Here is a 20,290-nt window from a genome sequence, read left to right as displayed (position 1 = left end):
TTAATTTCTCACCAATTGTCTATGTCCAATCGCACAATAGACAAAATATCATCTGTGTAAAGGAAGAGGCTTGCTCCCCGACCAAAGGCTCGGAAAGACTTCATCTGTTTTCCGCTTTGATCCACAGGTATCAACTCTTGAAATTCCTTGGTATCTAGGGAAACAAGAAATAATGAATCCGGCTTATAATAATCACCGGTAAACAAGGCATAATCGCCATAGTCACCATCAAACAGGGCGTGATATTCTTTGTTGACTGCAAAAGCACGAGAGTAGTGAAGGGGAAAAGGGAAGTATTCTCTACGAATCTCAAAGTTTGATATATGGACTAAAGAAAATTCGTTGGGATAGTAAGCTGTATCGCAGTAAGTCCAGATGTCGCGTGATGCAACATTCATTGCATAGCAAAATAACGTATACAAGCTTGAGTGTGTAGATGGACTTTCGCCTGAATACTTAAAAATGAAATTTCCGGTTTCATCCAAACAGACAAGTTCCGTTCCCCATCCACAATCAGATGTCATCCAAATTTGTCCAGTTTCAGTTGCTTGAATATCTTCAACACCATCACGTACACGAAACGAGTGAATGAGTTCACCACAAGACGAATAAATATGAGCGTTCTTGTCGTGATAGTTTGCTCGTGCGCGAACGACAAGCCACCGATCTGACCCCATTGGTTGGATATCATGGTAGTTCTCGCGTGTTGGCGGTAGATCAACGTGTTTGAGTACTTCTCCCAAAAAGTAATAAATGCGGTAGTTATTAATACTATCAGACCGGAGTTTGACATGACCATTTGGGTATCGATAATCTGGTGTCTGCTCGAGTGATAGAATGACAGGCGTTCCGCAGAAACCAACGCTCACGGTGATCAGGTTTCTTCCCTGAAGAATTTCCCTTAGATTAAGCAGGTGTTTGGTCTCAAGTTCTCTCATTGATATTCTCCGTCGTCTGCGAGGAGAAACGTAGACAAAGCACATCGTGCCGCACGCTACCCCCACGACTTCAACAACGCAAAGAAAAAAAGGTCAGTTTAACTCATTCCACGGAATTCCCCATCCGCCATGCGGTGGGGATGGATAGTGGGACAACTAGGAGGTACACCCCTTATGGGTGTCCGAGTAGTTGTCAATCTCTGAAGTCGGTAGTCGGTCAATGTAGTCTTCAAGAATTTGGGTGATTGTTTTTTCTTTGTTTGCAGCATATAACCGTATTTTATTCAATCTACGCTCACTGATTCTGATGTGTAATCATGCAAGTTTTCATGATAGATACGTCTACACAAAATCTACACATATGTTATCATAATTGTATCAGCGCTCCCACTGACCAAGTTGACTCAAACGGACTAGCTTGCGTTTGTGTACAGAGCAAACCTTGGGAACGGTACAGAACCATGACAATTGATAGGAGGTTGCACTGAGAAAGATTGCTTGTGCATGAAACCATCAGTGCGTAAAATCAGTTTGGTTTGGTTGTACAGAACTTCGGTTCCTTGTGCAAAGACTCCGTGGGGCATCAGGAGTCTCTAAACTGCCTGTGGAGGTATCGTTCTCGGGGATAATAAGACGCAAGTCTACTTATCTAGATGCGACCAATGAAGCAGGAAATTTCTACCAAAGCGATTTGGAGAAGCCCCATCCGCCACGCGGTGGGGAGAATGTCACTAGAAAATAACTGCCTACAACAATACTGATAAAATTACTGAGCCAGTCGTGCAAAAGCAGAGGATATATTCAGTATCGTCCCCATCTACTATGGCTCATGAATTCCTCTGCAACAACATCTTGGAACGAAGTCCGTGCTGCATTTCAAAGAATCTGGGGTTATGAAGATTTCCGTCCACCACAGGGAGAAATTATCCAGAGTTTGTTGGCAAAAAAAGATGCGCTGATTATCATGCCCACAGGTGGGGGAAAGTCAATTTGCTTTCAACTTCCTGCACTGCTACAAACTGGATTAACGCTCGTTGTTTCGCCTTTGGTGGCGCTGATGGAAAACCAAGTGCAGGAACTTCGGGAACGCAATTTACCAGCTGCGCTTTTGCATAGTGAATTGCCGTCTGACAAGCGACGTAAAACTTTGCAAGCTTTGGGACGACAAGAGTTAAGATTACTTTACTTGTCGCCAGAAACTTTACTGAGCAAGCCAGTGTGGGAAAAATTATGTCAGCCGCAAATTGTGATTAATGGCTTAATACTAGATGAAGCGCATTGTTTGGTACAGTGGGGAGACACTTTTAGACCAGCTTATCGAAGATTGGGGACGGTACGACCAGCGCTGCTTAAAGCAAAACAGTTGGGAACAAATATAGCACTAGCCGCTTTTACCGCCACCGCCGACCCTCTAGCACAAACTAAAATTCGAGAAGTTCTTGGGCTGCAGCAACCAGCAGTTTTTTGCATTTTTCCTTACAGATCTAATATTAACCTTTTTATTCGCATAATTTGGACGCCAAGAGGCAGAAAGCAACAATTATTAAAATTTCTTTCAGATAAACGACAACAAACTGGGTTAGTTTACGTTCGCACAAGGCGAGATAGCGAGGAGTTAACTGCATGGCTGCAAGAAATGGGTTACGCCACAGCAGCTTATCATGCAGGATTGGGCGCAGAGGAACGCCGCGCCGTAGAAGCACAATGGCTGAGTGGAAAAATCTTGTTTGTCATCTGCACGTGTGCTTTTGGTATGGGGATAAATAAAAGTGATGTGCGTTGGGTGGTTCATTTTCACCCACCGTTGTTGATTTCAGAGTACGTGCAGGAAATTGGACGCGCTGGACGTGATGGGAAACCAGCCGAGGCGCTGATGTTGATCAGTGAACCTACGGGGTGGTTAGATCCAGAGGATAAGCAAAGACAAAAGTTTTTTGAGGAGAATTTGCACAAGCAACAATTATCGGCGCAGCAAGTCCTGAAAAAATTACCAAAAACAGGGGAAGTAAATGCTGTGGCGCGAGAATTTCCCAATGGGGCGATCGCTCTTTCTCTGCTACACAGCAGCGGACAACTCCAGTGGCTTGACCCTTTCCATTACAGTATCGTTCCAGGGGCGAAAACTGAATCAGTCACACAATCACACGCGGCGAAGCAGATGAATCAGTATCTTAGTACTAAACAATGTCGCTGGCGTTTTTTATTGAGTGCTTTTGGTTTTGAGGAAGAGATGAAGAACTGGCGTTGTGGTCACTGCGATAATTGCCGTACGTAGTCAGCCTATCTTAAGAAAAGCGACTTTTCCAGTGAGTTCACCGGATCAGATGAATTGCTATTTCCATCACTCAAGCGACAATAAAGTAGTCGAATAGAGGAGGAAATTATGTCATCTTCCATTGTCGAACAACAAGCACTCTCGCTACCACCACTGATTCCGCGTGAAATTCTCTTTGGGAACCCGCAAAGAACCAATCCGGGACTTTCGCCTGATGGCAAGTACTTGGCGTATATTGCCCCTGATGAGAAGAATGTCTTGCAGGTGTGGCTGCGAACCGTGGGACAGGAAGACGACCGCATACTCACTGCTGACAAAAAGCGTGGTATCCGCATTTTCTTGTGGACTTATAACGCTGACCAGTTGATTTATCTGCAAGACTCCGATGGCGACGAAAACTTTCACCTGTACTTGGTCAATATTCAATCAAATATTGTACGTGACTTAACGCCATTCCAAAATGTGAAAGCACAACTGGTGGGACTTGACCCCAAATTCCCAAACGAGGTGCTGGTGGGGATGAACTTGAACAATTCCCAAAAGTTTGATGTTTACCGCGTCAACTTGAAAAACGGTGCGGTTGAGTTTAACACCGATAACCCAGGTAACGTCATTCATTGGACAGCTGATGCCGAGTTCCAGATACGTGCAGCGACAGCTAGCACACCTGATGGTGGTTCCGACCTTTTCTTTAGGGAAACGACAGATAAGCCGTGGGAAACCCTGCATCACTGGGAAGCAGATGAGGAAGGGGCTTCAGTAAGCTTCTCGGCTGATGGGAAAACACTGTATCTCACAGCCAATCACAATGCCAATGCCCAACGTCTGATTGCCCTAGACCTTGCCACCCGTCAGGAAACGATCATCGCGGAAGATGAGCAATATGATGTTGGCAATATCATAATTCAACCGATAACGCGAGTTATCCAGGCTGTTTCTTTCTACAAAGACAAACAGGAATGGAAGGTATTAGACCCAAGTATTGCGGCTGACTTTGAGGCAATACCAAAAGTGCGACCCGGAGAATTTTTTGTCGTTAGCCGCGATTTGGAAGACAAAAACTGGCTAGTTGCTTACATCACTGACGATGGTCCAGTATACTATTATGCCTATAACCGAGAGTCCAAAACGAGTACATTCCTGTTCAGCAACCAACCCAAACTGGAAGGGTTGCAGCTAGCGTCAATGCAACCGATTTCCTACAAGGCGCGCGATGGCTTGACGATTCACGCTTACCTGACAACTCCACCGGGTATACCTGCTGTTAACCTACCAACCGTATTGCTGGTTCATGGTGGACCCTGGGCACGCGACATTTGGGGTTACAATTCGCTAGCACAGTGGCTGGCTAACCGAGGTTATGCTGTTCTCCAAGTCAATTTTCGCGGTTCCACTGGCTACGGTAAGGCGTTCCTTAATGCTGGCAATCACGAATGGGCGGGCAAAATGCACTCGGACTTGATTGACGCCGTTGACTGGTTGGTACAAAAAGGCATTTCCGATCCGAAAAAGATTGCCATTATGGGTGGTTCTTACGGTGGTTATGCAACATTAGTAGGGTTAACTTTCACACCAGAAGTCTTTGCTGCTGGTGTGGATATTGTCGGACCAAGTAACTTGATAACGCTGCTGCAAACTATACCGCCGTATTGGGAACCGATAAAGGGGATGTTTTATCATCGGGTGGGCAATTTGGAAACAGAACAAGAGTTTCTCAAGTCGCGATCGCCTTTATTTTTTGCCGATCGCATTCAAAAACCCTTACTTATCGGTCAAGGTGCGAACGATCCAAGGGTAAAACAGGCAGAAAGCGATCAAATTGTACAAGCAATGCGCCAACGGAATTTGCCAGTAGAATACGTCCTTTACACAGATGAAGGACATGGCTTTGCACGACCAGAAAATCGACTACACTTCTATGCCATAGCAGAGGAGTTTCTCGCAAAATATTTAGGCGGCAGATTTGAACCTATAGGAGATATCCAAGGTCATTCAGGTGTGATTAATTAACTCTTAGTGCTATTCATCCCAGCGATGAATAGCGCTAAGAGTTAAAACTGCCGTAAAAAGCGCAGATCACTCGCATAAAGGCGGCGAATATCATCAATTTGGTGTAGAACCATTGCAAAGCGTTCTACACCAAAACCTGCGGCGAACCCAGTATAAACTTCTGGGTCGTAACCCACGGCTTTGAGGACATTTGGATCGACCATTCCGCAACCCATCACTTCTAGCCAGCGACCCTTCCACTGTAAATCAACTTCAGCAGAAGGTTCTGTAAAGGGGAAATAACTAGCGCGGAACCGAATGGGTAACTCGCCAAACATTGCCTCCAAAAATACCTTAATGGTGCCTTTGAGGTCAGTAAACGTTAGCCCTTCGTCAATTGCTAAAAGTTCTATTTGATGGAAAACTGCTGAGTGTGTTGCATCTACGTTATCTCTCCGGTAAACTCGCCCTGGTGCAACGACACGAATCGGCGGTTCCTCAGTTTCCATGTAACGAATTTGTACCGATGAGGTGTGAGTTCGCAAGAGATTTCCGTCTGGTAGGTAGAAGGTGTCTTGCATATCACGGGCGGGGTGGTCGGGAGGGGTGTTGAGAGCCTCAAAGTTATAGTAATCTGTTTCCATCTCTGGTCCTTGAGCTACGGTGTAGCCCAAACCGACAAAGATATCCAAAGCTTTGTCGATGATGCCATTGAGGGGATGGACGCGACCTTGAGGACGGTAAGTTCCTGGCATGGTCACATCCAAAGCTTCAGCTTCTAGCTGTGCCTGAATTTTTGCGCCTTCTAAGACTGCACGTTGCTGATCTAGGCTGTTTTGCAGGGCTTCTTTGACTGTATTGGCGATCGCCCCAATTTTCGGTCGTTCCTCGGCAGCCAGTTGCCCCATACTCCGCAACAGCGCCCCCAGTTGACCCTTTTTCCCTAGGTAGCTGACTCTCAGTTCCTCTAGACGTTCTAGCGTATCAGCGGCGGCGATCGCTTTTTTTCCTTCTTCTCGCAGTTCTAAAAGTTGAGCCTCTAAACTGTTAGTCATTAGTTATTAGTCATTAGTCATTAGTCACTAGTCCAAGGCTTTGGGCTACTGGACAAATGACATTTAGTAATATGCCATTAATTTGTCACGCGACAGTAGTATAGCCCAAACTTCTTTTTACCAGTTTAGCGGCTTTGGAGAACTCCACAACGCACAAGAAATGACTCTAAATTTTAAATTTCAGTGTAGCGAGTGCCTTCTGGTCTTGACACTTAAGTCGTCACTAATGACTAATGATCAATAACCAATAACCAATGTTTATGAAAATACTAATTAGCAACGATGATGGTATTTCTGCCCTAGGTATTCGTACTCTGGCAAATACTTTGGCTCAAGCAGGTCATGATATCAGTGTCGTTTGTCCGGATCGCGAGCGATCGGCAACTGGACATGGCTTAACGATGCACCAACCAATTCGCGCCGAAATGGTTGAGTCGATTTTTCATCCTGCTGTCAAAGCTTGGGCTTGTGATGGGACTCCCTCAGATTGTGTGAAGTTGGCGCTGTGGGCTTTGTTGGATTCTCCACCAGATTTAGTTCTGTCTGGAATTAATCATGGTGCTAATTTAGGAACCGAAATTCTCTACTCTGGTACTGTTTCTGCGGCAATGGAAGGTTTGATTGAAGGTCTTCCCAGTGTAGCGCTCAGTCTTACCAGTCATACTAGCAAAGACTTTCAGCCTGCTGCTAACTTTGCCAAAATCCTGGTGGGGCAACTGGCACAAAACCCTTTACCAGACTTGATGTTACTTAACGTAAATATCCCTGCTGTTAAATGGGAAGAAATTGCAGGAGTGGCTTTCACCCGTCAAGGAGTGCGGCGTTACGTAGATGTGTTTGATAAGCGAGTAGACCCCCGTGGTAAAACATACTACTGGTTAACGGGAGAAGTTTTAGAAGATGTGGAACCGACCCTAGATTTCAATATTCCCCAAAATATACCTATAGACGTACATGTCATCCGTAAAAACTACATCAGTATAACGCCCTTGCAATACAATCTTACTTATGCCAATGGTTTGAAGAAATTATCTCAATGGAACTTTAAGTTTCTGTAAAGTCTTTTCGGTATGGAGGCGATTATATCAAGGGTTCATAAATGCATGACAGGAAAATATAGGTTATAAAGTAGGAGCGCTATTGAAGCTCAGCCATACGCAAACTTTCGGAAAATCTGAGACTGCCGTCTAAACAATTTTTGATATATGAAGACAAAAGCAACCTTAAACAAGGTATGCTGTTTTACCAAGAAATTCCTCTACCATCAAAAGCCGTGAGACAGCATAAACTTAACAAAATTAAGTCACCATTTTTTGTATTGATTGCCCGGTGAGTCCAGCAAGCAACACCCATGTCTAGGATAGAAAATCAATTTACCGTGCATTTTTGGGGCGTTCGCGGCAGTATTCCCTGTCCGGGATCACACACCGTCCGTTATGGCGGGAATACCCCTTGCGTTGAAATGCAAGTGGGCGGCAAACGCTTAATTTTTGATGGAGGCACAGGACTGCATGTTTTAGGGCAATCTTTGTTGCCTAGTATGCCGATAGAGGCTAATATTTTCTTCACCCACTCCCACTGGGATCATATGCAGGGGTTCCCCTTCTTTTCCCCAGGGTTTATCAAGGGAAACATTTTTCATATTCACGGTGCGATCGCTCCCGATGGTTCAACCATTGAACAACGTCTCAATGACCAGATGCTGCACCCAAATTTTCCCGTTCCCTTGCAGATCATGCAGGCAAATTTAGATTTCCACAACGTTATACCAGGGCAAGCGATTCACATTCATGACATTACTGTAGAAACAGCTCCACTGAACCATCCAGGTGAAGCTATAGGCTACAGAATTAACTGGCGTGGTGGCGCTGCTGCTTACATTACTGATACTGAACATTATCCTGACAGGCTAGATGAAAACGTTTTATGGTTAGCTCGTAACGCCGACATCCTCATTTACGATTCCACCTACACTGATGATGAGTATAATTGTCCAACCAAGCCTAAAATTGGTTGGGGACATTCTACATGGCAAGAAGCTGTTAAGGTAGCCAAAGCCGCTAATGTCAAAACTCTGGTGATTTTTCACCACGATCCATCGCATGATGATGAGTTTTTGGATCGTGTCGGACAAGAAGCAGCACAAAAATTTCCTGGTGCTATTATGGCACGTGAAGGAATGGTACTCCAAGTACCTGTACCATTTCCTTTATCAGAATCTTTTTCTGTTAGTAAGTTTTCTGCTTATAGCTTGCAGTCGGAGCAACTTTAGATTTTGGATTAGATTGGTGATTAGGAGCTTTCAGCAGTCAGCACACAGGAAGTTCTGAGCAATGAGTTCTGAGTGGAGTGACTTGTTATCCTACTTATGACTGGTTACTAGGTACTTACAACTGTGCTAGCTGATAGCTGTAGACCCGGAAGGGCTTTCCCTAGGGTTCGCTTGAAGCTACAAAATCTTAAATCCCAGAATCGACGTGCTAAATTTGTCTCAAAATGGGTGTTCTGTGTGGGTTACTTCTTCGACTGAATTGGCTCTAACTCCAACTTTTGTTGCTCTTGGCAAATTTGACGGCGTACATCTTGGTCATCAAAGGGTTATTCAACCTATATTGCCCCCCACGAGGACAGAAGAGGACGCGGGGACACGGGGAGACGGCGACACGGGGAAAGTTCATGAAAAACTCTCCGCGTCAGAACGTCTCCCAGTTTCCGCGTCATCTCAAACTCCACACGTCTACTCGACGGTTGTCACCTTTGATCCGCATCCACAAGAATTTTTTACTGGGCAACCCCGTACTTGGTTAACGCCACTGGATGAAAAAATCCATGCCTTGCGATCGCTGGGAGTAGAACAACTCGTACTACTACCCTTTGGCAAAGAATTATCTGCTTTAACTCCTGAAGAGTTTGTACAAAAGATTCTCGTGGAACAACTGCAAGCTGCACGAATTAGCGTCGGGCAAGATTTTTGCTTTGGTTCCAACCGCACTGGTACTGCTAAGGATTTGCAATTGCTCGCCGCCAAGTACGGCATTCCCGTTACCATTGTTCCTCTAGAAACTTGTGGAGCTCATGAGTCCACAGATAGCAGTGAAGCGAGCGCTGTTTCGAGCCAGGAAACTCGCATCAGCACTTCACTGATCCGGCAACTGTTACAAAGTGGCGACATCGAACAGGCAAACCAACTCTTAGGACGTGCATACACTCTCATTGGAACTGTCGTCAAAGGTCAACAACTGGGCAGAACTATTGGCTTTCCCACAGCCAACTTAGAAATACCAAAAGACAAGTTTTTGCCCCGCCAAGGTGTTTACGCTGTTCGTGTTTTTGCCGTGGGTGAGACACTAGATACTCCTGAGAATAGTTACTTAGGCGTAATGAATATAGGTCATCGCCCAACGGTAAATGGTATGTATCAATCTGTAGAAGTCCATTTGTTCGATTGGTCTGGTGATTTGTATGGCAAAAAGCTGATGGTGCAGCTAGAAAGATTTTTGCGACCCGAACAAAAATTTTCTTCTCTAGAAGCCCTAAAAACACAAATTCAACAAGATTGCGCTGTCGCCAGAGCTTTTTTTAGTGCCGGGTGTTAGTTTATCTCTGCTGAGGGAATACTAATCAAGGGAATGGGGCATGGGGAATGGAAAATTATTCCCTACTCCCCATTTTCTATTCTCTAATTAATGAGTGCATGAGAGAAAAAATTGACGCTTTGACACAAAACCTGGCTCTTACTATTGTTGGGAAAAGCGAGACAATACGTTTAGTGCTAGTTGCGAGAGTTAGCTGGCGGTCATGCTCTACTAGAAGATGTTCCTGGGGTGCTTTGATTAATCCGAGTAAGAGGAAAGCTGCTTATCGTTGACTGATACAATTTTATCCAACCGAATTTCAGTCCCATCCTTTAGCTTGAGAAAATCAGCTTTATTTGCAGCGTAAACATCGACAATCAAACCTTGCACTTCCACTAACTCATTCGCTGCATTCGAGTAAACAATTCGGCATTCCTGGCGCAACGTCGCCAATGCTTCTAATTCATCATGAAAGTCACAACTAACCGGGATATACGCATCCATTGCCCTTCAGTTCCTGCATATTCATACAACTGTAGTTTAACTCTTCTTAATAGAAGCATCTGTGTGCAATCCTCAGAGATAAGCAACTATTGCACACGGGAACTTACGCTTTGGGAGATTTGCCCTCCTGGGCGGTTGGTGTAAACCTGCTGTCTAGTGGCGAGCCGTTGAGCAAAGAATCCCCTGGCTTTACGAACTTCGGAGCGTAGCGAGATTTGTTCAGCCAGGGGAGTGTCAAGCCCGCATCCCCACCATCACCAAGTTCAGCAATTCTTCCGCAAATCCATCGTCCAACGGCGCATGCTTCAGTAATAAGCGATACCAAACAGGACCATAAATCGCATCAATCACCAATTCCAAATTCAAGTCTGGGTGTAGTTCACCGCGTGCTATTCCCCGCTCTAAAATCCTACGCGTAGCTTCTGTGCGACTTTCAAGAAACTGTTCGCGAAACGCTTGAGCGATATTCGGGTCTGTTTGCGCTTCAGCAATCAGCCCGGTGACAGCAGCACCCGCTGTCGTTTTTGTCAACATTGTAAAAAGTTGTCGCAGAATTTGGCACAAGTCTTTTTTAACCGAACCTGTATCGGGTGTAGGAAGATTCTGCGCGGCTTGGGATGCATATGCTTCCATAATCACTGCGGCTTTGGAAGACCACCACCGGTAAATAGTTTGTTTTCCCACGCCTGCACGGGCGGCGATCGCCTCAATACAAAGTGCGCCATACCCTTTCTCCTGCAATAACTCAGCCGCCGCCTTAAGAATAGCTTCATGGGAACGTTGATTTCGCCTACGATTTGAAGGTACTTTCGGGGGAGATAGCGTTTGAGTTTCCTTGTTTTCTATTTTTTGTGGCATGGGTGCAGGCTCTAGACTTATTTCATATTTTTATTTTAAGCGATACGATACGACTTGTCTCATATAAATCAGACGATACGGTTCGTACAAATTCAGAAGATGAAAGTTGTAGCAATGAGATACGAACAAGAATTGAATAAATTTCGCAAGAATATGCAAGATTACACTTACTGCGATTCCGTAAAATACTAACGCTTCCCAAACACAGAGAATTTTTATGACAAATTCTTCTCAGGCACGAGTATGGTTGATTACTGGTAGCTCAACTGGTTTTGGTCGGACGTTGGCAGAAGCAGTGCTAGAGCAGGGTGAGACAGTGGTGCTAACGGCACGGAACCCGCAGCAGGTAGAAGATTTAACAGCAAAGTTTCCGGATCGTACTTTGGCGCAGCGGTTGGATGTGACGAACCCGAAGGAGGTGCGGGAAGTGGTGAAACAGGCGAGCCTGCTTTGCAGGAGCTTCGCTAACGCCACCTTTGGACGCATTGATGTTTTGGTCAACAATGCCGGATATGGGACGCTAGGGGCAATTGAAGAAGCCAGCGATGAGGAGATTCGCCGTCAATTTGAAACTAACGTTTTCGGCGCACTTGACCTAACACGGGTAGTGTTGCCTCATTTGCGACAGCAGCGTAGTGGGCATATTATCAATTTCTCCTCAGTGGGAGGCTTTGTATCTTTTCCTGGTTCAGGAATTTATTGCAGTACTAAATTTGCCCTAGAAGGGATTTCCGAAGCATTAGCCCAAGAAGTTGCGCCTCTTGGTATCAAAGTCATAATAGTTGAGCCTGGTGCGTTCCGTACTGATTTTAGCGGACGTTCTCTTGTCGTCTCTGACACCCAAATTGCGGACTATGAACCAGTGATTGGTCAGTACCGCCAGTGGGTGCAGGATATTGATGGTCAGCAACCAGGAGATCCTAAAAAAGCTGCTTCGGCAATCATTCAATCTGTTAACAGCGATAATCCTCCATTGAGATTGGCGCTTGGGGCAGATGCTGTAAATGCGATCGATGCCAAGCTTAAATCCGTCAAAGCCGAATTAGATGCATGGAAACAAGTTGCTGTTGATACTGCCTTTGAGGGAGTTACGGTGAGTGCAATAGGTAAATAAATGCCAGGGTGTGCTTGCCCGCTTATTACTCACCTTCCCTAGACTAGCTTGTTTATGTTTCAGTCAATAACTCAATCTAAACCTGTTGCCTTAATTCTCGGTGCAACTGGCAGAACAGGTTCTTACTTAGTCAACCTGCTAGAAAAAGACAGTGGTCCAGACAATCTTGAGATTCGGGTTGCAGTTCGCAAACCCGAACAGGCTGAAACTTTCACAAAACGGGGTATTCCAACTGTACATCTTGACCTTGATGACCTCTCAACCTATGAAAGCGCATTGCAAGGTGTACAGCGTCTATTTATGATTACTGGATACACCGTGGATATGCTCAGCCAAGGCAAAAACCTGACTGATGCTGCCAAAAATGCAGGCGTTGACTATATCGTTCATGTTGGCACCTTCCACCAACCAGGTCGCCCCCAAACAAAACTCATTCGCCATTACATCTGGCATCAACTTATCGAAACGTACATAGAAGCCAGCGGTATTGCTTGGACTCACTTGCACCCCAATGCATTCATGCAAAACTTCTTCGGTGCAGTGCAGGATGGCAAACTTCGTATGTTCTTTGGTCATGAACGCGTGGGATTAGTGGATTGTTATGACCTTGCTCGTGTTGCTGCTGCTGCGCTACGTCACCCGCAAAAACACGCAGGAGGACGATATTTTCTGAGTGTGGAAGCGCTGACGATGACGGAAGCTGCACAAATCCTTTCGGAAGAACTGGGCAAACCCATCACCTACGAACCATTACCCGCCTCGGATTTGCGAAAGTTACCCCTTGGTGAAGCAATGGAACCCGCCTATTTTGAGTGCATTGTCCGTCAGATGGAACTGCTTCAAGCTGGACAACTCCCTGACTTTGCGGATGTTTACGACAATATCCCAGAAATTATCGGAGAACAACCAACAGCTTTTCGTGAATTTGTCAGAAATAATCTGGCTCTGTTTGAGGCTGCGTAAGTTGATTAACAAAGAAGGGACAAAAAAAATCATGAACTCAACTTTGACACAGTTTTCAATTGGCTAAAATACAAGTTAGCTGTAAGGGCACAGCATTGCTGTGCCCCTACCATTTCCTTTGTACTTTATGCCTCAATACGGTTGCTGTTAAGGATTATTGGTGATAGCGAAGCGTGGCACGAATGTGCCATAGATTCCATAGGTGTAGAGACGTTGCATGCAACGTCTCTACATTGAGGTCTTGATAACGGTTTTGATCTTATCACCAACCGTATTGGTTTATGGTTTTAAAAGCGCTGTAATTACAAATTATTAATTATTTGCAACGACTTGCTGTTGCTGTTGTTGATTTTGCAAAGCTGCATACAGCCTGTTCAGTGCATTCACGTAAGCCTGCGCTGATGCCACAATGATATCTGTGTTTGCCGCATGACCGGAAAACACTCTACCTTCATATTTAAGACGGATAGTCACTTCCCCAATAGCGTCAATTCCTGCTGTGACTGACTGTACAGAAAACTCAATCAATTGGTTCGGTACATTAACGACACGGTTGATGGCTTTATAAACCGCATCTACTGGTCCTGTACCAATCGCTGCATCAATCAATTCTTCTCCTTCTGGAGTCCGGAGTGTAACTGTTGCGGTAGGACGGGCGTTGCTACCGCAGGAAACTTGCACTAATTCCAAACGGAACAAATCGGGAGCTTGTTGAATTTCATCATTAACAATGGCTTCCAAATCCCAATCGGAAATTTCTTTCTTTTTATCCGCTACTTCTTTGAATCTAACAAATGCTTTATTTAATTCAGTTTCTGTTAGTTCATAACCCAATTCTTTCAAGCGAGTCCGGAAAGCATTTCTTCCTGAATGTTTGCCCAAAACAATTTGATTTTCTGTTAATCCAATGAGTTGGGCATCCATTATTTCATAGGTGAGCTTATTTTTCAGCACACCGTCTTGGTGAATTCCAGATTCGTGAGCAAAAGCGTTCGCCCCGACAATTGCTTTATTTGGTTGGACTAGCATTCCTGTCAAGCTAGAAACTTGACGCGATGTTTTGTAAATTTGTCTGGTATCAATATTTGTTAAAGGTTCTTCCGAATCAATTGAACGTCCTAAGAAGGGGTTGAAATATTGCCGCCGGACGTGCAAAGCCATGACCAATTCTTCTAATGCCGCATTTCCTGCACGTTCACCAATACCATTGATAGTACACTCTAACTGCCTCGCGCCATTTTTTACAGCCTCTAAGAAGTTAGCAACTGCCAAGCCTAAATCATTATGTCCATGAACAGAAATAATTGCTTGATCAATGTTAGGAACGTTTTCTTTAATGCCTTTGATAAGCGCTCCAAATTCACTTGGGGTGGTATAACCCACGGTATCAGGAATATTAACTGTTGTTGCTCCGGCGGCGATCGCTCGCTCTAATACTTGATAAAGAAACTCTGGATCGGAACGTCCAGCATCTTCCGGAGAAAATTCTACATTATCAGTGAAGGTTTTGGCGTAAGCCACCATTTCTTCAGCGATCGCCACAACTTCTGATTTTGTCTTTTTCAGCTTGTACTTGAGGTGAATATCGCTTGTTGCAATAAAGGTGTGAATTCTCCCTTTTGCGGCTGGCTTAATTGCTTGGGCTGCCGTTTTGATATCTTCTTGTCGCGCTCTTGCCAAAGAGCAAATTACTGGACCATCTTCTGTCCCCACAATTTGGGCAATCTTGCTCACAGCCTCAAAATCTCCAGGGCTAGCAAAGGCAAAGCCTGCCTCAATGATATCTACACCCAAACGCGCCAGTTGCTTGGCGATAGTGAGTTTTTCATCTATATTCAGTGTTGCTCCCGGACACTGCTCGCCATCTCGAAGTGTCGTGTCAAAGATGATTATTCTCTCTGGTTTGGTATTCATTTGCAGCTTGTTGTTGAGTTTTTACTTGTGACTTAAAATACCTTCTACCTTAATTTTTTTGCGCTTAACTTTGTAAATAATTGCTAAGATTACTAAGAATCTACTTTTTCTATTCGATCCCGAATATCATTCAAATCTATATATCTATCAGTAGCATTACGTAGTTCTCTAGCTATCATTCCTTCTGTTGATACTACTGTAATATGGGTATTTTTTGAACGTAACAGTTCTATTGCTCTTTCAAAATCTCCATCTCCACTAAATAAAACAACTCTGTCGTACTGGTCTACTGTATTAAACATATCTACAACAATTTCTATATCTAAATTAGCTTTTTGCGAGTAACGACCAGATGAATCATCATAATATTCTTTTAAAATTTTAGTTCTGACTGTATAACCTAAACTAATTAGAGCATCTCTAAATCCTCGCTGATCCTGTGGGTCTTTTAAGCCAGTGTACCAGAAAGCATTGATTAACGTTGTTTCTGATTGTTCGTGTCTAAAATATTCTAAGACTCTTCGTGGGTCAAAAAACCAGCCATTTTTTTGTTGAGCATAGAACATATTGTTTCCGTCTACAAAAATAGACAGACGATTCATCGGAGAACCCATAGTAAAGTTACACCTAATAATATAAAAAGAATTTAGATTGAACAATAGATTATAGCAATTATAAAATAATAAGTTTGCTAATCTCTATAAATTATCTTGTCATATATAGCTTTTATCTAACCTCTCACATATCAGAAAATTAACTCAAACATGATAAGTCGTAGCTCTCCTCCTCTCTAATAGTGCTAACTTTTTTCCCTCTTAGCGCAGTCTGCTGCCCCTGTGATCAAAATCTACCAATAAAATTGACTAATTAACAGCATTCTTAGCTCCGTACCAGTCAACTTTACTCCTAAAGAGGTATGGAATAGGTCAACGATAGGGTACAAGCGATTGTGCAGAACACCCGCCTAAGTGCAAAGCCCACGCACGCTCTGGTTCGGCGATACTCCAAAGGGCGATAGCAATCGTAGCGCAGTACCTTTAAAGGCAATCGCACATTTATAAATTTTCTTAACAACAGTAGGATGCAACAGAGCGTTCGTAACGGTTGCACAAAGCGTCTGTTGTAGAGTTCCACAAGAATTCTTCAAAGCGGTCGATTTGGTGAGCCTACCGTTTCATCGCGCGTACTGAAAAACTGCGGTGCCTCATTACCAGTTAACTGGTAAGAAGTCCACGACCTTGACGTAAGATGCCCCGAAAGTACTGGTATACAAAAATCACAATCTTTCATAGGGCATCAAAAGGAGGCTGGCAGATTTTTCGCTCGTTTTTACCCAACCCTACTTTACCCTACTCTGCGAGAAACCCCTATCGTGGCACTTTGCTTTTTTAAAAAGCGTACCCTTTAGGTAAAATAAGAGTGCTCCTGTGATGGTATAATCAACTAGCCGTAATTTGTTTGTCCGTCAGGCAAGTGGTTAGGTAGTGTCTGTTGTTGCGTACCTTATTATGTCATACCCTACTCTCCCTTTTCGGAAGCAGACCTTTCGGTATTTACAGGGTTTTATGACAATACGAGGTTCTACGACAAGACGCTCTGCAAATGATACTTGCAAGGTTTTTTGCTCTGTAGCAAACTTGTTCATCCCATCTGCGGCAATGAATGAACAATTCAAAGGCTGTTGTCAACTCCCACTTAAGAGGAGCCACCTTCGGTGCATTTACGGCGACATCTACCGTGTAAGGTAAGTGCTTTACTCATCTGGGGAGCGTGAAAGTCTAAACTTCTGAGCAATCAGTCCCGAGTCACTTTTTCCAAATTTTCTGCATACTACTAAGCACTAAACACTCAGCACTCGGTACTCAAAACTGTTTCCGGACATTTGGGGAGTCATACAAAATACTTTACAAATGTATAAGTTTTTCATTTGAATCTAATTTCAACTGTGTGGCACTTCAAGAGTGTGTAAATAAATAAAGGCGTTGAACGTAAATTAATCACTAATATAATATGGCAGAAGAACCTACATCTACATTAACCAAAAAAAACGTCTCTGCTGCCAATCGACCGTCAAAGAACGTTACGAAAGCGACTTCGACGGTATCGGCACGTCGCTCAAAGAGATTGGCTCGCTTGGGTCATTTACTGGCTAGTGTTTCAGCAGTAGGTGCAGCACTACTGGCAACTTCTGGTGTGAACTTGGCTAAATTCATGGAAAGTCAAGCTCAAAGCACATTTTATCTATTACAGGGATCCGTAGATGCTCCAAAAGATATTGTGATTTTGGCAATAGATGAACAGTCTATATCAGTAGGTGAGCAGTACTATAAAACAGATCCAAAAGAGTATGCTTTCTTTGAACCGCTGCAAGCTTTTCCCTTTAAACGTGCTGCATACGCCCAAGTTATTGAGAAGTTGATCAACGCAGGGGCACGTTCTGTAGCCTTGGATATAGTTTTTGATACGCCAAGTAGTTACGGACCGCAGGACGATGAAAAGTTGCGCTCCTCATTACAACGCTATGGAAGCCAAGTGACTCTGGCTGCACTCTACGAAAATTCTGAAACACCCCAAGGCATCGTCATGCAATTGACACAGCCCCAGCAGATGTTCCGCACTGGGTCTGTTGCCATTGGTTCTGTAAATTTCCCTCTAGAGGTAGATGGCAAAATTCACAGACTATCTGGTGAGTATTCCAAGGTTGTAGGTGAAGATGCTTTAACAGTGAAAATGCTTTCTTTTGATGAAGCAGCTTTGAGAGCAGCCCAAGTGAATTATCCACCACCAAAGGGCGATCGCATACATTTTTACGGATCAGCAGGGACATTTGAGCAAATTCCCTTTTGGTACGTTCTCGATCCGGAAAACTGGAACACCTATTTGGAGCAGGGAAAGTTTTTTAAGGACAAAATTGTGCTGATTGGAGCAACAGCTAAGACAGGTCAGGGGGACGATTATCATCAAGTAGCTGCTATTAACAGTTGGTGGCATCCAGAGCGAATGTCAGGGGTGGAAGTTCACGCCCATGCGATCGCAACTTTAATGCAAAATAAAGCGATCGCCGAAGCAATTAAGAGTCCACAAGGGCGCGGTTTATTTGTGCTTTTTTTAGTTAGTGGATCTGCAGTTATAGTTGGCTTAAGAAAAAGAGGTGTGACTAGATTTTTCTCTAGTATCGCCCTTGCCATCACTTGGGGAGGAATCAGCTATTTCACCTTTATCTACGGTTTGCTCATCTTGCCCACAGCTATACCTATGGTGGCGATCGCCACTATCGGGCTGTGTTACCTAGGAACAGAAATGGCTAGGGAGATCATCAGAAAAAGCCAATTGGTCGATATTTTTCAGAAATATTCCTCTCACCGTGTTGTCCAAGAGATTCTCAGCCAGCAGGACGAATTCAAAGACTTGCTACAGCAAAGGGAGATGGCAATATCAGGAAAAATCCTGGACGGACGCTACAGAATTGTTAAAGTTCTCGGTTCAGGTGGATTCAGCGAAACTTACATTGCTGAAGATACCAAACTTCCGGGCAACCCTTTGTGTGTTGTCAAGCAGTTAAAACCAGCTAATAGTAAACCAGATCAGTTAGCAGTAGCCAGGCGTTTATTTACTTCCGAAGCCCAAATACTCCAAAAAGTAGGAACTCACAAACAAATACCGCAGCTTTTAGCTTATTTTGAAGAGGAAGAAGAATTTTATTTAATTCAAGAATATATAGTTGGTCATGCTCTCAGCCAGGAAATGCCATCAGGTAAACGACTCGATGAAACAGCAGTCATCGGGATTTTACGGGACTTATTGCAAACATTGGCATTTGTCCACAACAATAGCGTCATTCACCGGGACATCAAACCCAGCAACATCATAAGACGAGAGTCAGACGGCAAGCTGGTACTCATTGACTTTGGTGCCGTTAAAGAAGTCACTACACAAGTGGTGGATAATTCAGAGCAAACACCCTTTACTATTGGGATTGGTACTAGGGGTTATGCACCTAGCGAGCAGTGCTACGGACGTCCACAATATAGTAGTGATATCTATGCAGTTGGCATGATTGGTATAAAAGCCTTAACTGGCATGGCTCCCCACGAGATAGAAAGAGATGCTAATGGAGAACTGAAATGGGTTGACAAGGCATACGTGAGCCACTCCTTATCCAACATTCTCAGTAAAATGGTGCGGGAAGACTTCCAACAACGTTATCAATCTGCATCTGCGGCTCTTGAGGCGTTGCAAGAGTTAGTTGGTGACAACACGCAAACTTTGCCCAAAGACGACTCATCACTCAATACTGTTTCTTTAGAAGAGCCAGATATTGCCACCACACCTTGGACAGGAATATCTGAGAACACTGCACAAACTTCCTCCACATCTATACTGCCAACTTATTATAAAAATTCGATAAAAGACCGCAAGGATTTTCCTCCCTCTACCAAGTAGGGCAAAAATAGGGCGTTGCAAAATTGAAGAAGAATGCAGAACACAGCTTGGGCAATGAACTCATTGGTTTCAATACCACCAACTATAATTCCCAAGTCGAAGATTCTTCTGATTTTTGACAACTGATTTCTGAGTTCTTAGTCAATTTTTTTGAATATAAAACCACAGATAAATTATCTCTATTTGTCTGCATCCAATGCTTTGTACATCTGCGGTTCCAAATAGCCTATTATATTATGTCCGCCTAATTACTTATAATTCCTGCTTTACCTCACCCCAACCCTCTCCGCAAGGTCGGAGAGGGAGGAGCAACGTAAAAATGGGATTTTTGACACTCCCCGCCCTACAAGGGCGAGGATTCTTCATTCAACGTCACAACTTGCTCCTATAGGTTTTCACCTACAAAAGTATTGGTCACAACTCCTGAAGCGTTAATTCGGGAGTGCCCCTCCCTACTCCTTTTTTACCTTGGCGCGTTATTTTTCCTTTAAGCTTTCACAAGCTGCTAAAGCGTTAGCTTTGCTTACGTGATACTATTCTTATTTGTATCTATTCCGTTGCTTGGTTATACTTAAAAGCATTTGTTCTGTATTAAATTGTCTGACTCTTAATCGTGTTTGTCAATAAAGCCGTCCTGGAAGGACGGGGTTTTAGACCCAAAA

At 44.0% G+C, this 20,290-nt stretch carries 14 protein-coding genes and 1 pseudogene; 9 read left to right on the top strand and 6 right to left on the bottom strand.

The window, feature by feature from the left end:
- Nucleotides 1-8: 8 nt before the first annotated feature.
- On the bottom strand, nucleotides 9-938 hold the full coding sequence (locus AACT52_RS27405) for a hypothetical protein (RefSeq protein WP_073627694.1): 930 nt from the start codon (nucleotides 936-938) through the stop codon (nucleotides 9-11).
- A gap of 829 nt (nucleotides 939-1,767) precedes the next feature.
- Between AACT52_RS27405 and AACT52_RS27400 the strand changes: the two genes are divergently transcribed.
- Both AACT52_RS27400 and AACT52_RS27395 read left to right on the top strand, forming a co-directional pair.
- Entirely contained in the window at nucleotides 1,768-3,213 is a 1,446-nt protein-coding gene (locus AACT52_RS27400; protein WP_073627692.1) for a RecQ family ATP-dependent DNA helicase, read from the top strand.
- A gap of 108 nt (nucleotides 3,214-3,321) precedes the next feature.
- The gene (locus AACT52_RS27395) at nucleotides 3,322-5,223 is read left to right on the top strand and encodes a S9 family peptidase (protein ID WP_073627690.1); all 1,902 of its coding nucleotides are present in this window, start codon (nucleotides 3,322-3,324) and stop codon (nucleotides 5,221-5,223) included.
- Nucleotides 5,224-5,264: 41 nt separating this feature from the next.
- Here the strand turns inward: AACT52_RS27395 and pheS are convergent, their stop codons facing one another.
- A complete protein-coding gene (pheS, locus tag AACT52_RS27390; RefSeq protein ID WP_073627688.1) occupies nucleotides 5,265-6,257 on the bottom strand; it encodes a phenylalanine--tRNA ligase subunit alpha in 993 nt (330 codons plus the stop codon).
- Nucleotides 6,258-6,517: 260 nt separating this feature from the next.
- Between pheS and surE the strand changes: the two genes are divergently transcribed.
- From surE to AACT52_RS27370, 4 genes and pseudogenes are all read left to right on the top strand, one after another.
- Nucleotides 6,518-7,315 (top strand): 5'/3'-nucleotidase SurE, encoded by a 798-nt coding sequence (gene surE / locus AACT52_RS27385; protein ID WP_073627686.1) that lies wholly within the window; start codon nucleotides 6,518-6,520, stop codon nucleotides 7,313-7,315.
- 293 nt (nucleotides 7,316-7,608) lie between these two features.
- A complete protein-coding gene (locus tag AACT52_RS27380; RefSeq protein WP_073627684.1) occupies nucleotides 7,609-8,529 on the top strand; it encodes an MBL fold metallo-hydrolase in 921 nt (306 codons plus the stop codon).
- Between the two features lie 205 nt (nucleotides 8,530-8,734).
- Complete coding sequence (locus AACT52_RS27375) at nucleotides 8,735-9,853, top strand: bifunctional riboflavin kinase/FAD synthetase (protein ID WP_073627682.1); 1,119 nt, start codon at nucleotides 8,735-8,737, stop codon at nucleotides 9,851-9,853.
- 98 nt (nucleotides 9,854-9,951) lie between these two features.
- Nucleotides 9,952-10,084, top strand: a pseudogene (locus AACT52_RS27370) (AAA family ATPase); the annotation flags it as partial.
- A 6-nt stretch (nucleotides 10,085-10,090) separates the two neighbouring features.
- On the opposite strand, the gene AACT52_RS27365 reads toward AACT52_RS27370, so the two are convergent.
- Entirely contained in the window at nucleotides 10,091-10,336 is a 246-nt protein-coding gene (locus AACT52_RS27365) for a hypothetical protein (RefSeq protein ID WP_073627680.1), read from the bottom strand.
- A 234-nt stretch (nucleotides 10,337-10,570) separates the two neighbouring features.
- Entirely contained in the window at nucleotides 10,571-11,194 is a 624-nt protein-coding gene (locus tag AACT52_RS27360) for a TetR/AcrR family transcriptional regulator (RefSeq protein WP_083630005.1), read from the bottom strand.
- Nucleotides 11,195-11,411: 217 nt separating this feature from the next.
- Between AACT52_RS27360 and AACT52_RS27355 the strand changes: the two genes are divergently transcribed.
- Both AACT52_RS27355 and AACT52_RS27350 read left to right on the top strand, forming a co-directional pair.
- The gene (locus AACT52_RS27355) at nucleotides 11,412-12,308 is read left to right on the top strand and encodes an oxidoreductase (RefSeq protein ID WP_073627678.1); all 897 of its coding nucleotides are present in this window, start codon (nucleotides 11,412-11,414) and stop codon (nucleotides 12,306-12,308) included.
- A 54-nt stretch (nucleotides 12,309-12,362) separates the two neighbouring features.
- Nucleotides 12,363-13,271: an NmrA family NAD(P)-binding protein gene (locus AACT52_RS27350; RefSeq protein WP_073627676.1), complete on the top strand. Its 909-nt coding sequence runs from the start codon at nucleotides 12,363-12,365 to the stop codon at nucleotides 13,269-13,271.
- Between the two features lie 312 nt (nucleotides 13,272-13,583).
- Here the strand turns inward: AACT52_RS27350 and AACT52_RS27345 are convergent, their stop codons facing one another.
- Entirely contained in the window at nucleotides 13,584-15,185 is a 1,602-nt protein-coding gene (locus tag AACT52_RS27345; RefSeq protein ID WP_073627674.1) for a 2-isopropylmalate synthase, read from the bottom strand.
- A 92-nt stretch (nucleotides 15,186-15,277) separates the two neighbouring features.
- On the bottom strand, nucleotides 15,278-15,799 hold the full coding sequence (locus tag AACT52_RS27340) for a LabA-like NYN domain-containing protein (RefSeq protein ID WP_073627672.1): 522 nt from the start codon (nucleotides 15,797-15,799) through the stop codon (nucleotides 15,278-15,280).
- A gap of 1,396 nt (nucleotides 15,800-17,195) precedes the next feature.
- Between AACT52_RS27340 and AACT52_RS27335 the strand changes: the two genes are divergently transcribed.
- The gene (locus AACT52_RS27335; RefSeq protein ID WP_073627670.1) at nucleotides 17,196-19,628 is read left to right on the top strand and encodes a serine/threonine-protein kinase; all 2,433 of its coding nucleotides are present in this window, start codon (nucleotides 17,196-17,198) and stop codon (nucleotides 19,626-19,628) included.
- Nucleotides 19,629-20,290 lie beyond the last annotated feature (662 nt).

This window comes from Scytonema sp. HK-05, from assembly GCF_963872035.1.
Classification (GTDB): domain Bacteria; phylum Cyanobacteriota; class Cyanobacteriia; order Cyanobacteriales; family Nostocaceae; genus Kalymmatonema.
The sequence above is the reverse complement of the archived record's forward strand: the minus strand, read 5'-3'. Positions and strand labels throughout refer to the sequence as shown.

Coding starts and splice junctions, on each gene's coding strand:
- AACT52_RS27405 (WP_073627694.1), bottom strand. CDS start 938: ATGAGAGAACTTGAGACCAAACACCTGCTTAATCTAAGGGAAATTCTT.
- AACT52_RS27400 (WP_073627692.1), top strand. CDS start 1,768: ATGAATTCCTCTGCAACAACATCTTGGAACGAAGTCCGTGCTGCATTT.
- AACT52_RS27395 (WP_073627690.1), top strand. CDS start 3,322: ATGTCATCTTCCATTGTCGAACAACAAGCACTCTCGCTACCACCACTG.
- pheS (WP_073627688.1), bottom strand. CDS start 6,257: ATGACTAACAGTTTAGAGGCTCAACTTTTAGAACTGCGAGAAGAAGGA.
- surE (WP_073627686.1), top strand. CDS start 6,518: ATGAAAATACTAATTAGCAACGATGATGGTATTTCTGCCCTAGGTATT.
- AACT52_RS27380 (WP_073627684.1), top strand. CDS start 7,609: ATGTCTAGGATAGAAAATCAATTTACCGTGCATTTTTGGGGCGTTCGC.
- AACT52_RS27365 (WP_073627680.1), bottom strand. CDS start 10,336: ATGGATGCGTATATCCCGGTTAGTTGTGACTTTCATGATGAATTAGAA.
- AACT52_RS27360 (WP_083630005.1), bottom strand. CDS start 11,194: ATGCCACAAAAAATAGAAAACAAGGAAACTCAAACGCTATCTCCCCCG.
- AACT52_RS27355 (WP_073627678.1), top strand. CDS start 11,412: ATGACAAATTCTTCTCAGGCACGAGTATGGTTGATTACTGGTAGCTCA.
- AACT52_RS27350 (WP_073627676.1), top strand. CDS start 12,363: ATGTTTCAGTCAATAACTCAATCTAAACCTGTTGCCTTAATTCTCGGT.
- AACT52_RS27345 (WP_073627674.1), bottom strand. CDS start 15,185: ATGAATACCAAACCAGAGAGAATAATCATCTTTGACACGACACTTCGA.
- AACT52_RS27340 (WP_073627672.1), bottom strand. CDS start 15,799: ATGGGTTCTCCGATGAATCGTCTGTCTATTTTTGTAGACGGAAACAAT.
- AACT52_RS27335 (WP_073627670.1), top strand. CDS start 17,196: ATGGCAGAAGAACCTACATCTACATTAACCAAAAAAAACGTCTCTGCT.